This is a genomic window from Psychrobacter okhotskensis (assembly GCF_013248965.1).
GTDB lineage: Bacteria > Pseudomonadota > Gammaproteobacteria > Pseudomonadales > Moraxellaceae > Psychrobacter > Psychrobacter okhotskensis.
The window spans coordinates 125,432-141,556 of record NZ_JABRVQ010000004.1; the positions used below are offsets into that span (position 1 = coordinate 125,432).

12 protein-coding genes are annotated in these 16,125 nt (G+C 44.7%); 3 read left to right on the forward strand and 9 right to left on the reverse strand.

Annotated features, from left to right (window positions below; all coding sequences use genetic code 11):
* Window positions 1–18: 18 nt before the first annotated feature.
* Window positions 19–447, reverse strand: a complete 429-nt coding sequence (locus tag HQR03_RS03650) for a CidA/LrgA family protein (RefSeq protein ID WP_101211818.1) — start codon at window positions 445–447, stop codon at window positions 19–21.
* Window positions 448–873: 426 nt separating this feature from the next.
* On the reverse strand, window positions 874–2,340 hold the full coding sequence (gene hflX / locus HQR03_RS03655; RefSeq protein WP_025650927.1) for a ribosome rescue GTPase HflX: 1,467 nt from the start codon (window positions 2,338–2,340) through the stop codon (window positions 874–876).
* A 317-nt stretch (window positions 2,341–2,657) separates the two neighbouring features.
* Here hflX and HQR03_RS03660 point away from each other — a divergent pair, with 317 nt between their 5' ends.
* Window positions 2,658–3,458: a lysophospholipid acyltransferase family protein gene (locus HQR03_RS03660; protein ID WP_173239181.1), complete on the forward strand. Its 801-nt coding sequence runs from the start codon at window positions 2,658–2,660 to the stop codon at window positions 3,456–3,458.
* 202 nt (window positions 3,459–3,660) lie between these two features.
* Here HQR03_RS03660 and HQR03_RS03665 read toward each other — a convergent pair whose 3' ends face one another.
* Both HQR03_RS03665 and HQR03_RS03670 read right to left on the reverse strand, forming a co-directional pair.
* Window positions 3,661–4,701, reverse strand: a complete 1,041-nt coding sequence (locus tag HQR03_RS03665; RefSeq protein ID WP_101211819.1) for an aldo/keto reductase — start codon at window positions 4,699–4,701, stop codon at window positions 3,661–3,663.
* Window positions 4,702–4,757: 56 nt separating this feature from the next.
* Window positions 4,758–5,255, reverse strand: a complete 498-nt coding sequence (locus HQR03_RS03670; protein ID WP_101211820.1) for an FKBP-type peptidyl-prolyl cis-trans isomerase — start codon at window positions 5,253–5,255, stop codon at window positions 4,758–4,760.
* Between the two features lie 166 nt (window positions 5,256–5,421).
* On the opposite strand from HQR03_RS03670, the gene HQR03_RS03675 reads away from it, so the two are divergent.
* The gene (locus HQR03_RS03675; RefSeq protein WP_173239182.1) at window positions 5,422–6,093 is read left to right on the forward strand and encodes a DUF1294 domain-containing protein; all 672 of its coding nucleotides are present in this window, start codon (window positions 5,422–5,424) and stop codon (window positions 6,091–6,093) included.
* Between the two features lie 447 nt (window positions 6,094–6,540).
* Here the strand turns inward: HQR03_RS03675 and lspA are convergent, their stop codons facing one another.
* The 4 genes from lspA to HQR03_RS03695 form a co-directional block, all read right to left on the reverse strand.
* Window positions 6,541–7,158, reverse strand: a complete 618-nt coding sequence (lspA, locus tag HQR03_RS03680; RefSeq protein WP_173239184.1) for a signal peptidase II — start codon at window positions 7,156–7,158, stop codon at window positions 6,541–6,543.
* A complete protein-coding gene (gene ileS, locus HQR03_RS03685) occupies window positions 7,151–10,012 on the reverse strand; it encodes an isoleucine--tRNA ligase (protein ID WP_173239186.1) in 2,862 nt (953 codons plus the stop codon). The genes lspA and ileS overlap by 8 nt, the downstream gene beginning before the upstream one ends.
* A 421-nt stretch (window positions 10,013–10,433) precedes the next feature.
* Window positions 10,434–10,985, reverse strand: a complete 552-nt coding sequence (locus HQR03_RS03690; protein ID WP_025650934.1) for a protein disulfide oxidoreductase — start codon at window positions 10,983–10,985, stop codon at window positions 10,434–10,436.
* 310 nt (window positions 10,986–11,295) lie between these two features.
* Window positions 11,296–12,933: a carbon-nitrogen hydrolase family protein gene (locus HQR03_RS03695; RefSeq protein ID WP_025650935.1), complete on the reverse strand. Its 1,638-nt coding sequence runs from the start codon at window positions 12,931–12,933 to the stop codon at window positions 11,296–11,298.
* A gap of 537 nt (window positions 12,934–13,470) precedes the next feature.
* Here HQR03_RS03695 and HQR03_RS03700 point away from each other — a divergent pair.
* Window positions 13,471–14,100, forward strand: a complete 630-nt coding sequence (locus tag HQR03_RS03700) for a BLUF domain-containing protein (RefSeq protein ID WP_173239187.1) — start codon at window positions 13,471–13,473, stop codon at window positions 14,098–14,100.
* 160 nt (window positions 14,101–14,260) lie between these two features.
* Here the strand turns inward: HQR03_RS03700 and HQR03_RS03705 are convergent, their stop codons facing one another.
* Window positions 14,261–15,709: an FAD-binding oxidoreductase gene (locus tag HQR03_RS03705; protein WP_173239188.1), complete on the reverse strand. Its 1,449-nt coding sequence runs from the start codon at window positions 15,707–15,709 to the stop codon at window positions 14,261–14,263.
* Between the last annotated feature and the right edge of the window lie 416 nt (window positions 15,710–16,125).

Sequence of the window (16,125 nt, forward strand, 5' to 3'; positions counted from 1 at the left end):
TCTCCTTGGTCACACAGCTCAAGGCTGCTGTTCTTGCTTATGAGTAGTATTGGTATTTGCGCTATTGCTTAGCCAGTGATTGGCAAGGATAGCAAGTCCCCATAGCGGAATGAGCGTACTGATCAACATAGTCAGCATCACACCCCAAAACTCATCCCCTAAGGCAAATAGCAGCAAGCCTGCTCCAGCTGACACGGGCAAAAAAGCAAAGCCACTATCGACCAATAAAGTGTTGCTGGCTTGGGTGAGCCAACTGGGCAGACCTTTGAGTAATCGCCATACCATCAAAATAAGGAACATGGCGACTAGGCCAACGATATTGGCCGCTTTTTCGATACCTGCCCACTGACAGATAATAACGGCAGATTCGCGGACAAAGATGACCATGATCAATGTTAGGATGACGGACATCCATAGGGGCATACGCGAGGAATGAGTGGACTTCATAAGCAGTTTTGGCCAATTCAGAGAGAGTGTATTTATAAGCGCGAGTCGGCATAGAGCCACGAGCATGGCAGAAAAGAATATTTTTGCTAACATTGATAGTAGTCTTGAGCACTCAGCATTTTGTGTCGCGAGTTTTAGGCTGCAAGATTGGTTGATTATACAAAGCTCGATTATATAGAGAGTGGTCCAACTAATAAAGCCTATGGGCTGCTAGGGCGTGTTATTGATCTGCTAGATTTTATTAAAAAACCACTGACATAAAAAAGTCAAAAAAATGGACGATATCGTTGATAGCGTCCATTTATCATTTAATAATTTATGATGGGCAATCGATTATACTAAACCATCCATCATAATATACCATCCATCATAATATACCAATCAACTAATTGTATTAATAAGCCCATCATTGTATTAGGCAGCTATTTAAGTCTGTGAATCTGGAATTTTCGTTTCTAGCGCTTTAGACTGCTCTGAATCTAATGTCTCAGCGTTGAGGGCATTAAATTCGTCAAACGCTTGTTCTTCGGCTGCTGTCATAGACGGTTCATCCTCTTCATCAGGCTGCTCGAACTCTTCCAGTATGGGCATCAGTAGCGTGGCTTGCGCTAATGGCAATACCTCTAAAGGATTCAAGTCGGCCTGACCCAGCAGCTGTTTTAGGCGTTCGCTAGGCAGACGAATCGTTAGGCACTCATGACCATTATCATCGTAGCTTTCTTCTAAGATAACGCCCAGCTCATACAAGGTGTTTTTAAATTGACCAGCCGTATAAGGCAGCGTCAAATCAAAGGTCGTCAAGGTACCGGTAAGCAGCTGCTGAACCGCAAGTGACAGCTCCTCCATTCCTAGATTTTGTCTAGATGACACATAGACGCGATTGGGCTGACCTTCGCTAGCGTAACCGATATGGGCAGGCTCATCTGTCAGGTCAATCTTGTTGTAGACGTTGAGCACGGGCACATCATTATCAATCTCTGCCAATACGTCTTTCACCGCTTGGATTTGCTCATGCATATCTTCACTTGATGAGTCGATGACATGTAGCAGTAAATCGGCTTCTAGCGTCTCTTCCAATGTGGCATGAAAAGATTCAACCAACTCATGCGGTAGGTGACGGACAAAACCTACGGTATCCACCAAAACCACACGACCAACACCCTGCCAGTCTAAGCGGCGTAGAGTAGGATCAAGCGTGGCAAACAGTTTATCCGCCGCATAGATGTTTTCATCGACCAAGCGGTTAAATAAGGTAGATTTTCCCGCGTTGGTATAACCGACGAGTGAGATAGTCGGTACGTCAGATTTCTGCCGACGGGCTCGACCTTGGGCACGGGTTTGGCGAACTTTTTCCAGTTTGGTTTTGAGCTGGTTTACCCGTGTTTGCAATAAGCGACGATCCGTTTCAAGCTGAGTTTCACCCGGTCCACGCAAGCCGATACCCCCTTTTTGGCGTTCCAAATGCGTCCAACCACGGACCAAACGTGTCGACAAATGGTTCAACTGCGCCAGCTCTACTTGTAGCTTACCTTCATAAGTACGCGCACGCTGGGCAAAGATATCTAAAATCAAACCGGTACGATCGAGTACACGGCATTGCACCACCGATTCAAGGTTACGCTCTTGTGACGGCGATAAACTGTGATTGAACAAAACGATATCAGCGTCATGCTCACGAACCAGTTCAGCTATTTCTTCCGCTTTACCACTACCAACGAAGAATTTGGCATCGGGTCTTTGGCGTGAGCCAGTAACCAACGCCAAGCGATCAGCCCCTGCTGAATCTGCCAGTAGCTCAAACTCGTTAAGATCGTCAGGATCTTGAATTTGGCGGATGTCTAAATGTACGATAATGGCGCGTTCGCCACCTTTATGTTTGTCAAAATAATCCAAAGAGTATCACCTATTAATAAAGTAAATAAATCGCTATTATCCATTCAGCTAGCTTTGATATAACGTTCAGATGACCCTATATATGTGGTCTTATCACTTGATATTAAAGGGTATTCGCATAATTAGCGATGATTTTATGTTACAGCCATTATCGTTGCAAATTTTCAAAGTTCTTAATACCCAGTATATAAACGAACATATGGAGTAGCAGCTCACAACACTGAGTGAACAAACTATCACTGAGCATCAGAATTTTGTTATACTTAGCTCGTTTTTTCACTATCCAAAAACTAGACATTCAATTATGAGGGACGAAGATGAGCCAAGCTAAGTCAGGCTTTTCACTCAGAAAACAATTGGGTCGCGGCAAACAGATTGCCGGTATGACCACGACGATCGCTGGAGGGCTACGCGCCGCTCAGCGGATTGGTGCCTTTAAACAGCCACCACGCGAAAAGCTGCCACGCTATATTCAAGCGTTTTGTCGCAAGATGGCCGGCTCATTTGGGGTAAAGGTCGTCGAAGTCGAGCCAGTACAACAGCATCATGGTCTATGGGTATCCAATCATGTGTCATGGATGGATATTCCGGTTGTGGGCACGGTGAGTCCGGCTTTTTTCTTATCTAAAGCAGAAATCGGTGAGTGGCCAGTATTTGGCAAGTTGGCTCATGCGGCAGGCACGGTGTTTATTCAGCGCGGTTCCGGCGATGCAGGCTCGGTGGCAGCGCAGATAGCCAGCTTTTTGGCGAAAGGGTTTTCGGTGGTATTCTTCCCAGAAGCGACCACCACAGATGGCAAGAAAATCAAGCGCATTCATGGTACCTTGTTACAAGCAGCGATAGATGCAGATGTACAGGTCCGCCCCATTGTTATCGCTTATGTCAATAAAGACGGTACGCTAAGCGAAGCATTGCCGTATTATGGCAAGCTGACAATGACAGAGAGCCTAAAAAAAGTGCTTGATACTAAGGATGTGACCGCTTATGTATTGCCGCTAGAACCAATAGATCCGAAGGGTCTAAATAAGAGCTCAGTAACTGACTTGCTACAAAAACGTATGCAAGAAGGCTTGGCTGAGCTACACACACGGGTGTTAACCACCGACCCTAAGGCATAATTTTCTAAAGTATAATCATCTGAAGCATCGCTTGTTAAATTAGAAAATCAGCCAAAAAAAGGCGCAAATCGCAGTGATAATGCTAGCGATTTGCGCCTTTTGCTGTTGATATAAGTACTCTAACTTATAAAGAACCTAATCTCAGTTTATGGAATTATGATTTGTATCAGACCAACGTTTTACATCAAGTATAATTGATACACTATGGTGACGGATTGGGTTGTTGGGTATGTACCGCTTCAATCGCGTCTAATACGTCTGAGCTCAAGGTCAAATCGATACTGTCGATATTGGACTTGAGTTGCTCGGTACTGGTCGCTCCAATAATATTACTGGTCACAAATGGGCGTGAATTGACAAAGGCTAGCGACATTTGCGCCATATCTAAACCAGCATCAGCCGCTATCTTGGCATACTGTACGGTGGCTGATTTTGCTTGCTCGTTCACATAGCGGGCAAACCGATCATACATAGTGAGACGTGCACCTTCAGGACGTTTACCATCGAGATATTTACCAGATAGTACACCAAAGCCAAGCGGCGAATAAGCAAGCAAACCAACATTCTCACGATGCGCAATCTCTGCCATATTGACTTCATATAAGCGGTTTAGCAAGCTGTAAGGATTTTGCACGGTGATAGGCGCGATTAAACCGTTTCTATCCGCTTCCCAGAGATAACGCATTAGACCCCAAGCGGTATCATTCGATAGCCCATAAGCGCGAATACGACCTTTTTTGATCTCGTCATTTAACGCTTGGATGGTCTCCAAAAATGGTGTTAGATCGTCCAAATTTTGCGCTGCCATCTCTGCTGTATAACCGCGCTGACCGAAGAAGTTCGCTTGGCGTTCAGGCCAATGTAGCTGATAAATATCGATATAATCGGTTTGGAGGCGTTCAAGGTTGCCATCGATGGCGCTACTGATGTGTTCAGCCGTGAAACGTGTTTGCCCGTCGCGTAAAAAATCCATCGGTGATATTTTACTGGCCAAGACAACTTTATTGCGCTGCTTGGTTTTGTTAAACCATGTGCCCATAAAGCGCTCAGTATCACCTTGCTTGTCTTTGTCTGGCGGTGAGGGATACATCTCCGCCGTATCCCAAAAGTTGACCCCTTCGCTTAGCGCCATGTCCATTTGCTCATGCGCTTGGGTCTCGTCATTCTGCTGTCCCCACGTCATAGTGCCTAAGCAGATTTTGGAAACGTCTTCATTAATTTGTGGCAGTTTTTGATATTGCATCTGTTTATCCTTGTTTTTATTCTAAATAAGGTTTTTACTCTAAAGCAATTTTTATACTACATTAGCTTGATACCAGTGACGCCCGGCGGTGTTACTTTGAATACTTTTACTTTAAACAATACAGATTGACCAGCTAAAGGATGATTGAAATCTACTTCTATCTCGTCGTCACTGATGGCACTAATAGTGCCAGGTAAGGTGTTTTTGCCTTTGTCCTCAAACTCTATCATCATGCCGATTTCAGGGTTGTCAGCGACCAGCGCAAACTGAGTACGGCTAAAATGTTGAATATTGTCAGGGTTCCAATCACCAAACGCTTGCTCTGGATCAAGGTGGGCAGAGCGTGTATCACCTGCGCGCAGGTTCATTAACACTTGCTCAAACCCCGGTAGTAAACTCTCATCGCCAATGGTCAGTGTCACTGGCGCATCGCGGCTAAAGGTTGAGTCAATCACCGTGCCATTCTCTAGGGAAACTTCAAAATGCAGCTTTACAAGGCTGCCAAAGGTGATGCGTGTGTCTTCATTGGGATTGATAAATTGCGAGTCGGTCATAGTCAAAAGCCATCTGTTGCGGGATTGGGAAGTCAGGTCAAAAAATTAATATAAGAAATCATAAGTATAAGAAATGATAAGCCATCTAAGAAAGGTTGTAAGCGTAAATAGTGTAACGCAAATAGTGTACTATATTTGGCATGTCTAAATGAGGGTGAGAGCAAGCATGGCAAATAAGCAACAAGGCCACATCAAGAAGTGGCAAGATGACAAGGGCTTTGGCTTTATTGATACTGAGCAGGGCGATTCAGTATTCTTTCATATCAATGAGTTCAAAGCGCGCCGTCGCCCTGAAGTGGGTGAGCAAGTCGTCTTTACGCTTGGGCGAGACAATCAAGGGCGGATGCAGGCAAAAGATGTGCAAGAGTTGAGCTTTGTACAACAGAAAATGGCACAAAAAAACAGCCAAATCCGTCAGCGTAATGCAAAACGTAGTCATCAAGCGGAGTTTGAAGCTGGACAAAAGAAACGGCTGTTCCTCGGCGTTGGGTTTTATGGGGTTTTAATTTTACTGGCCGTCACTGATAAGTTAAGCTGGCTGGTCGTTGCTTGGTATGCGGCATTAGGGGTTATTACTTATACAATGTACGCCAAAGACAAAGCGGCTGCGCAAAGTGGAGATTGGCGTACCCCTGAGTCAACCTTGCATCTGCTAAGTGCGCTTGGTGGCTGGGTCGGGGCGATGGTCGCGCAGACGTATCTTCGCCACAAGTCACAAAAGGCTGAGTTTCGTATCACTTATTATTTAACCGTCGTGATTAATATGGCGGGGTTGTTGTTTATATTGGCGGGCGGTGGTTTGAACTTTTTAAAAGAGTTGCTTGATTCTTTGGTATAAAAGAGATTTTCCTTCAAGATGGAAAACCTCTTCTCCTTATTTACGTTTAACTTCCAGTGCAGTTTTTGTAGGGTGTGCCAAGCGCACCGATAAGGAACAATTATATAAATATAGCTAAGCTGTAGCTTACTAATAATCATTCGTAATGATAAATTCGTAAAACTTAACCACGACGTCTATCTGCAAGCACATAATCTTACCGCTAGCCCTGATAGTAGCGGTTATCCTTATCTAAGAAAGGCTGATGAGACTCAGCTGCTGGAAGTGTCGCCGGTCAGCAATCCCAGCAGCGCTTTAGTCGAATAGCCTTTCTTAGGTAAGATAATAGCGTATAGCATGATCAGCTCCAACACAGTAACTTATCAAAAATAACAGGCAAAAGAAAAGATGGGTTACGTATTTGTAAACCCACCTTTTAAACCTAAAAACTATCTACGATTATAATCGTTAAACCTCACGCTTCTTTTCCAAAAAGAGCATGTCAATCACAATCAGCACCACGCCGATGCAAATACCCATATCGGCAACATTAAAGATAGGATAGTGCCAAACGTCGGCATAATGCACATGGATAAAGTCGATGACGTGACCATGTAGCAAGCGATCGATTAAATTGCCCAGCGCACCGCCCAATACTAAGGCCAGTCCGATAGAAAGCAGCTTGGCTTTTCGCGGCGCTTTAACCAAATAGCCGATCAAGAATAATGACATTAATAATGCCAATCCGGAAAAAAACCACTTTTGCCAACCGCCAGCATCAGCCAAAAAGCTAAAAGCCGCACCGTAGTTATAAGCCAACGTCCAATTGAGGAATGGCTCAATCACGGGTACTGGCTCATGGAAAGTCAGGTTGGTTTCAGCCAGCCATTTCGTGCCTTGATCGATGATAAGTACGACCAGCGACAGCAAATACCATACAAAAGCACGACTGCCATTAGCAATCATTTTTGGCGTTTTGGTCAAGCGACTTCTCGGCGTCGTTGAGTTCCCTATTGTTGCATGCGCAGGTTTAGGCGAATTATCGACGTCAGTAGGTGGCAGATTGTTTTTTGATGAATTAGGCATAGTGGCGCACCTCGCCATTGCCTGCGACATTGGTGACGCAGCGGGCACATAGTTCAGGGTGTGCGCTATCGGTACCGATGTCATTACGGATATGCCAGCAGCGTACACATTTAGTGCCAGTCGCAGCGCTAATATTGACCACTAAGTCTGCCGCTTCTTTGGTGCTGTTCTCGGCTTGCTCTGCTGCGTCATTCTGACTAGCAGCAGGTGCAGCGCTCATTGGCTTCAAAGTCGCATTGCTGGTAATCAAGACAAAACGCAGCTCTTCACTGAGCTTAGCTAAGCTTTCATACATCGCCCCATCGGCGTATAAGTCAACGTCAGCAGATAAGTTAGCGTTGATGATTTTTTCGCCGCGCGCCGTTTCGATATGTTTATTAACGATATCTTTTGCTTGCATAATACGTTGCCAGTCATCGGTACTGATAGCACTTAGCTCAAACTCTGGAAAGGTATACCATTCTTCAGTAAACACATAGCCTGCTTCGTTGCCGTTTTTACCTTGCAATACTTCCCACGCTTCTTGGGCGGTAAATGACAAAATCGGCGTAATCCAGCGAATCAATGCTTGGGCAATATGATAAATAGCCGTTTGCGCGGAGCGACGTGGCTGTCCATCCGTTTGGGTCGTGTACTGACGGTCTTTGATGATATCTAAGTAGAAGCTACCCAAGTCTTGCGAGCAAAACGCGGCAATAAGTTGCGTGACTTGGTGGAAGTCCATCGCATCATAGGCGTCGATGATTTGTGCTTGCACGATTTGCGTACGCTCAATGATGAATTTATCAAGGCTGACCAGCTCATTGATATCAATGCTGTTGGTCATCGGATCGAAATCATCGGTATTGGCAAGCAAAAAACGCAAGGTATTCCGGATACGGCGATACATATCGATTGCGCCTTTAAAGACCGTTTTGCCCGCGCTCATCTCATAACGATAATCGCTCGACGCAATCCACAAACGCAGCATGTCTGCGCCTGTTTTATTGATCTCTTCTTGCGGCGTGATGATATTGCCCAGTGATTTACTCATCTTGCGGCCGTTTTCATCGACCACAAAACCATGGGTCAATACTTGCTTGAACGGTGGGCGCTCGTACATCGCTTCAGAGGTAAGCAGTGACGTCTGGAACCAACCACGATGCTGGTCAGAGCCTTCTAAGTATAGATCAGCGGGATTGGTCAATTCATCGCGTTGCTCAAGGACGGCAAAATGCGTCGTGCCCGAGTCAAACCAAACGTCTAAGGTGTCGGTAGATTTATCATAATCAGCCGCTTCTGCACCTAAGTAATCTTCACAGCTGGCATCAAACCAAGCTTCAACGCCGCCAGCATCGATATTTTTTGCGGCGACTTCCATCAGCTCAAGCGTATTTGGATGCAGCTCGCCCGTTTCTTTATGAGTGAAAAAGGCAATCGGCACGCCCCAAGTACGCTGGCGTGAGATACACCAATCTGGGCGACCTGTCATCATCGATTCAATACGGTTTTGACCCCATGCTGGCGTCCAGTTGACGGCTGGGATATCAGCAAGGGCACGCTCACGTAAACCTTTGGTTTCCATATTAATAAACCACTGCGGCGTGGCACGGAAGATAATCGGCGACTTATGACGCCAGCAATGCGGATAGCTGTGCTCAATCTTGGTATGGCTAACGAGATGGCCGTTGTCATGTAGGGCGGCGATGATTTTTGGATTGGCTTTGTAGATATGCTCGCCCGCAAATACCGCTGCACTGTCTAAATAGACGCCTGTACCGCTCACTGGGTTTTCAACTGGCAAGTCATATTTGAGACCAACGATATAATCGTCAAGACCGTGACCCGGTGCGGTATGGACGAGGCCCGTACCGCTATCTGTAGTCACGTGATCGCCTAAAATTAATGGCACTTGACGATCTTCAATCAATGGATGCTGGGCGCGTAGACCTTCCAGCTCACGTCCGGATACAGTCGCTAATACGCCTTCATTGCTGAGCTTAAACGCAGTCAGTGCGCTTTCAACCAAATCAGTCGCTAGTAGGAAGTTGCCTTTTTCGGTCGCCACCACACTATAGTCATGCTCGGGATGTACGGCGATGGCTTGGTTGGCAGGTAGCGTCCAAGGCGTCGTCGTCCAAATAACGGCTGCGATATTACCATCGATTTCGCTCAATGCGGCAACTTTTTCGGTATCGAGCACATCAAAGCTAACGTAGATAGCATCTGAGACTTTGTCCTGATATTCAACTTCGGCTTCAGCTAGGGCGGAGCTACAGTCTAAGCACCAATTGACCGGCTTCATACCGCGAGTCACATGACCGTTGTCATAAATTTTGGCAAGAGCGCGTACGATGTTGGCTTCTTGATGGAAGTTCATCGTCAGATAAGGATTGTCCCAATCACCGAATACACCTAGACGCTTGAAGTCTGCCTTCTGTAGCTCAATCTGCGTACTTGCATACTCACGGCATAGACCACGGAATTCAGTCGCAGAGACTTTTTGACCGACTTTGCCGACCTTGGCTTCGACCTTTTGCTCGATAGGCAGACCATGACAGTCCCAACCTGGCACATAAGGCGCGTCAAAGCCCGATAAGGTTTTTGACTTTACGATAATGTCTTTTAATACTTTATTGACCGCATGACCTAAGTGAATCTGACCGTTGGCGTATGGAGGGCCATCGTGCAAAATGTATTTGGTCGCACCTGTACGCGCCTGACGAATTTTGCCGTACACATCATCCGCTTCCCATGCAGCCAGCCAATCTGGCTCGCGTTTGGCAAGGTTTGCACGCATCGCAAAAGGCGTGTCGGCAAGGTTTAGCGTGTCTTTATAATCTTGGCTTGGTGTATCAGTGCTTTTATCAGTCATAGAAGGCGTCTTTTAAAATGAGGGTTAGAGGTTGCGTTTGAAATTCAGGCTTAAGGTTAAATATAATATGGGGTCAAATATTTGATAATCGATGCTAGCCTTTTGCTTAGAAAACGTTGCTTATAACGTGTTGCTTAAAAGATATAGCTTATAACGTGTTGCTTATAAATAGTTACGTCCATCATAAATGCTAATGAGACGATTGCAACAAAAAATATTTTTAACAGAATAATTAGAAAAGTGAATATGATAACGGCAGCTATTATATGACAAAATGGGTAGGGTAAAAAGAGCTGACCAGTATCGTCCTGTTTTTAACTAAAACCAATCATTGATGTCAGCATAAATACTTTGTCCATTAAAGCATAGGTCTGGCAAGTTTGATTGTCTATTTATTAGATTATACCTAACTGGCTAAGCGCTAAAAAACTTCTGACAACCACAAGCGCAATCTAAGCGACCAGAGTGGTTGAATACCGGTCAGCCCTTGCGTCATCTCGCCATCTTTTAGAACCACATAAGAAGGCGTGACTTGTCCTTGCCAATCGGCAAATATCTCACCTGCTTGATCGTTGACCGTGGTAAAGCGGTAACTATTTTCATTAAGGTAGCGGTGCAGCTCTTGATCTGAGCCAGACTTAATCGCAATGGTAACCACTGGATAATTATTTGCCGCTGCAAGCTTGTCTATCGTCGGTGAGGTCACACGACAAATCGGGCACCAAGTCCCCCAAAAGTATATCAGGGCCGGTTTATCCTCACTCAGCGCTGCTAAGTCAATGCTTTGACCTTGATAGTCGGTCAATTGCAGTTGCGGATTGGCTGGCATGACCGGTTGTCGCCACCAATTGACTGCGCTATAAATCACCGCAAATATCAAGCCATATAACAGTATGGTCTTAACTATCGACAACGTTCTTTGCTTCGACGTCTTTTTAGGTGTCTCAATTATCTTTTGGCTATCAGTCGTCATAGTGTCTGCTTTTTTTGCTTTGGCATAGTCAATCCCCTATAAATTAGATACGCTGTCAGGCTCGCTCAGTCTACTATATATAGTCAGAGCATTTTTAAACCGCTACGGTGTTACCCGCCCTAGAGGTACTCAATGTACTATCTGCGGTCGGTCGCCTTGTAGCGATTCTAAAATTCCTTGACTATATAGTACTTTCATTCGCCTTCCTTACATCTAAATTATCTTGAACCAGCGATAGATAAAAATAAACGGCTGAATAGTCAGCCGTTTATTAAAGTATTTTGTTAGAGGGTTTTTTTATACGAATCGCCTAAGGCTTTTGCGCGCGATTTTGTAATGGATCACCGATGAGGACGCTACCTGAATTTTCACGACGCTCTTCGTCGGTTAATTTACTCGCTGGAATTTTGGCTTTTTTCTTCCATTTTAAGCTAAATAAGTCATCACGGCGATCAAGCAAGTTATGCACCGAGCCTTCGTTACGGACATGAGTGAGCTTATCCAAATTCACATCTGAGAAGAAGACCATTTCGGTATTGGCTGTCGTTTCTGCCATAATCGCATCATGCGGAAAAGCAAAATCAGAGGGTGAAAAAATAGAGGACTGTGCGTATTGAATGTCTAAGCTTTCAACTTGCGGTAAATTACCCACTGAGCCGCATATCATCACATAACACTCGTTTTCAATGGCTCGTGCTTGGGCACAGTGACGCACCCGCAAATAGCCGTTTTTGGTATCTGTCCAAAAAGGCACGAACAAAATATCCATATCGTCAAGCGCCAACAAGCGTGCAAGCTCAGGGAACTCAATGTCATAGCAGACTAAAATCCCAATACGACCCGCATCGGTATCGAATACTTTGACCTCGTCGCCACCTTCGATGACCCATGCGCTACGTTCATGCGGGGTAATATGAATCTTGCGCTGCTCTTCAACCGTCCCATCGCGGCGGCAGAGATAACTGACATTGTATAGTGTATCGTCTTCGTCCAATAATGGCATAGAGCCGGTGATTACATTGACGTTATAGCTGACTGCCAGATGCGAGACTTCGTTTTTGAACCATTCGGTATAACCGGCTAAAAAGCGAATGGCCACGTTTTGATCCGTGGATTCACACAGACCCATCAATGGCGCGTTAAAAAACTCTGGTAAGCAAGCAAAGTCTGAGTTGTAATCCGCCATAATATCAACGAAGAACTCCACTTGTTGTAGCAGCTCCTCAGGCGATTCAACCTCACGCATTTGCCACTGAATACCACCGATACGCACCTCTGATTTACGGGTGTTTGGCTTATAGTCTTGCGGCTCATAATAAATGTTGGCCCATTCAAGTAGCGTCGCAAAACCTTTAGACTGAGCATCATCTGGCAAATAGGCCGTCAAAATACGTTTAACAATAAAACCGTTGGATAATTGGAAAGATAGGGCAGAGTCGTGGATTTCACGTGACTCGACCGCATCGATATATTCGCCAGGGGTCAGGTCTTTGTGATTATGATAATTAGGAATGCGACCACCGGCCAAGATGGCTCGGAAGTTTAACTGGCGGCACAGCTCTTTACGCGCATCATAAAGACGACGACCCAAACGGTAGCCACGATATTCAGGGTCAATTAGAGCATCCAAGCCATAAATAGCATCGCCTTTTGGATTGTCTCTAATGATTTCTTTGTGCCCAATCAGGTCATCATAGGTATGCGGGTTAGAGAACTTGGCATAATCAACGCGCATCGATAGCACGATACCAATCAATTGATCGTGGTCAAATAGGGCAATCTGTCCCTCTGGAAACGCATCAATCAAAGTATGAATAGTAGTCTTCGACCATGCACCGCCCAAGTTCACATATACGCGATCCATCAAGGCTTTTAACTGCGGATAATCTTTTTTCTTAATCTCAGCAATCGTGAGGTGAAAGTCGTCTATTTTTTCGATTTTACTCATAAGGTTCCTGTCTTCGCTGTCAATAAATGTCGTAAAGTTAACGCTGTATGCGCGGTAATAGCCATAGTTATCAGTAGAACTAAAAACTTTTGTGTAACAAAGGCGATAAAAATATTCCAATCGACTTATATAATCGTTACAATAATTTATCTTTTTATTTACAATGAGTTATAAAGACCACATCTCATATCAAAGATTTTGATAAGGGTTTTTCGTAGGTTTGCAAGCGTCTCTATTCAAGAATACTGACCTCATTAGTAGCTGTATCAATCGTACTTGAATAAACTACCTCTGTTCTACTAGTGCCCAAGTTCTGTCACATCTCTTATTATTTCTGGCTAGTCCCAGTTTGGCTTATTACTGCTGATTTCGATAATCATCATACCAAGGTAGCGGATCAATGACAGTCCCACGTAGTAAATATTTGCTACGTTTTTGTGAGTCGCTGTCTCTGCTTAGCTTGGAATGAGCTTGGACGTAGTCTTTGTTTTTCTTGTTTTGTTTTGCGGCCTATGGGCGGCTTTTTAGGATTATTTTATGACGCCCTTAACGCGCACGGTCGACACATTAGAAACCGTAGAAGATTCCGCACTGATACAATTGGTGTATGTCAGCAGTATTACCCTCAGTGCACGGCTAAAAGCCTCAATATTCGATGAAGTAGAAGATCATGCTCGCGATCATAATGAGCAGCATGGTATCACTGGTACTTTATGTTATGGCAATGGTCATTTTTTACAATGTATCGAAGGCAAGAAATCTGAGGTATTCGACCTGCAAAAACGCATTTTTGCGGATAGCCGTCACAAGAATATTGAAGTATTGCTATTGCGAGTCATCAATCAGCGCAGCTTTGTTGATTGGCGCATGCGCTTGTTGTTTTTGGAGCGTTGGTTATGGTCACCAGCGACCAAGAAACAAGCCGCGCAGTTGTCTCCTTTTTTACCGTTTACCCCGCATGGCTGGACTTCTGAGCGCACCGAGCAGTTTTTACAAATTATCAAAACCTTTGATACGCCGCCACATATAAAAGCCGCCGGTATTACTTACAATGCCTTGGGCAATATGTTTCGCCATATCGCGGCGCCGCACCAAGCGTTTTTAATCGTCCAAGGTTGTTTGAGTCTATTGTTGATGGTCGCATTGGTACTGCTTTATTTATCATAAACATCTTATAGATTAACTACTTTTACGCTTTTAATCTTTTATACAAGTGATGCATTGCCAGCTTAAGAGCAAAAAAGACGCTAAACTTTTCAGTCTAGCGTCTTTTTTATACCATAAAAATGGTTTACTTCCTGCTAAACCATCAATCAACAGACCCTAATCACATATCAAAAATCTTCCCACGGTTCATGATGTTGTTTGGATCAAATACTTTTTTGACTTCGCGTAAGTAATTAATCTCAGTTTCGCTGCGGCTATAGTGCAGATAAGGCTTTTTGGTCATGCCAACGCCATGTTCAGCAGAGACTGAACCGCCGTATTTTCGTACCGTCTCAAATACGTATTTATTAACGATTTGACATTCTGCAAAGAAGTCATCTTTGCTCATATTTTCTGGCTTTAAGATATTGAGATGCAAATTGCCATCACCAATATGACCGAACCAGCAGACTTCGAAGTCAGGGTAGTTGCTGCTGACGATGTGATCAATCTCAGAGATAAATTCAGGTACGTAGCTGATTAGTACAGAAACGTCATTCTTATAAGGGGTAAATACTGAGATGGTCTCAGAGATGTATTCGCGCAGCTTCCACAGCTCTTCTGCTTGCGCGAGACTCTGACTCATCACCCCATCGACCACCCAACCTTGCTCCATGCAATGCTCAAATATTGCCATGGCTTTATCCATGATCGGCTCGTATGGTGCTTCAAACTCTAGCAGGGTATAAAACTTGGTACGTGATTCAAACGGCTCTTGTACTTGACCATGAGCCATCAGCTTATCAATGGCCACATCATCAAAGAACTCAAACGCGGTCAAATCAATTTGTGCTTGAAAGGCAGAGAGCACATTCATGACATCGTTAAAGCTGTCCATGCCCAGTACCATGACGTTTAAATCTTGCGGCTGACGCTCAAGCTTGATTTGCGCATGAGTCACTAAACCAAGCGTGCCTTCGCTACCGATAAACAACTGGCGCAAGTCATAACCGGTGGCATTTTTCACCATGCCGCGATTGAGCTGCAAGATATCACCTTTACCGGTGACCACAGTCAGGCCCATAATCCATTGACGAGTCATGCCATAACGAATTACCTTGATACCGCCCGCATTGGTGCCGATATTACCGCCCATTTGGCTAGAGCCTGCCGAAGCAAAGTCGACAGGGTAGTAGAGGTCTTTTGATTCGGCGAATTGTTGCAATTGCTCAGTCACCACGCCCGCTTCAATCTCGACTAAGCGATCAGCAGGATAGAATTTGCCGATTTGGTTCATCTTATCCATACTGACCACAATCTCACCATTGGCCGCGACCGCGCCAGCAGACAGACCAGTACGACCGCCACTTGGCGTCAAGACAACATTGTGCTCATTGGCAAGCAAGACGATGGCTTGCACTTGCTCAGTGGTTTTTGGAAAGACAATGGCAGAGGCGGCAGGCGCGAAATGCTTGGTCCAGTCTTTGCCCCAATGTTCTAGGCTTTCGCTATCGGTCTTGATTTGGCTGGCGTCAAATTGATGGCTATCAAGCAGTGTGCGTAAAATAGTCTGCACGGCGTTGGTATTGTCATTGGTGTCAGGTGTAGGCTGGCTAGATAAAGAGGTCATGGTCAAATCTCGGTATGAACGTAGGCGCTATGCATAAAGGGGATTATTATATCGCTAAATTGATATAACGAAGCGGCTATAACTGTGTTTATATAATAAGAAGGTCGAGAATATGGTTTTTAGTATTCATGAATGTGGTGGTTGTTCGTGAATGTGGCCTTTAGTATTCATGGATATGCTTATTATATAATGAAATATTTGCGCGCGCATACATGGCATAAATAGTTAAAAAGACAGTTTAATAAACATTGAACATAATAGTTCACTATAGCATAAAAAGTTTTCAGGCTTGATATCCAATAATTCATCTAATCTGCTAACATCGACGTCGAATTTTGTGTAAGATATCCGGACTGTTTTCGTTTCATCCATCGTATAGTCAAAGCACTTGTAAATGGTTACGGCGTTAACCTCTC

Coding starts and splice junctions, on each gene's coding strand:
- HQR03_RS03650 (WP_101211818.1), bottom strand. CDS start 447: ATGAAGTCCACTCATTCCTCGCGTATGCCCCTATGGATGTCCGTCATC.
- HQR03_RS03660 (WP_173239181.1), top strand. CDS start 2,658: ATGAGCCAAGCTAAGTCAGGCTTTTCACTCAGAAAACAATTGGGTCGC.
- HQR03_RS03665 (WP_101211819.1), bottom strand. CDS start 4,701: ATGCAATATCAAAAACTGCCACAAATTAATGAAGACGTTTCCAAAATC.
- HQR03_RS03670 (WP_101211820.1), bottom strand. CDS start 5,255: ATGACCGACTCGCAATTTATCAATCCCAATGAAGACACACGCATCACC.
- HQR03_RS03675 (WP_173239182.1), top strand. CDS start 5,422: ATGGCAAATAAGCAACAAGGCCACATCAAGAAGTGGCAAGATGACAAG.
- lspA (WP_173239184.1), bottom strand. CDS start 7,158: ATGCCTAATTCATCAAAAAACAATCTGCCACCTACTGACGTCGATAAT.
- ileS (WP_173239186.1), bottom strand. CDS start 10,012: ATGACTGATAAAAGCACTGATACACCAAGCCAAGATTATAAAGACACG.
- HQR03_RS03690 (WP_025650934.1), bottom strand. CDS start 10,985: ATGACGACTGATAGCCAAAAGATAATTGAGACACCTAAAAAGACGTCG.
- HQR03_RS03695 (WP_025650935.1), bottom strand. CDS start 12,933: ATGAGTAAAATCGAAAAAATAGACGACTTTCACCTCACGATTGCTGAG.
- HQR03_RS03700 (WP_173239187.1), top strand. CDS start 13,471: ATGACGCCCTTAACGCGCACGGTCGACACATTAGAAACCGTAGAAGAT.
- HQR03_RS03705 (WP_173239188.1), bottom strand. CDS start 15,709: ATGACCTCTTTATCTAGCCAGCCTACACCTGACACCAATGACAATACC.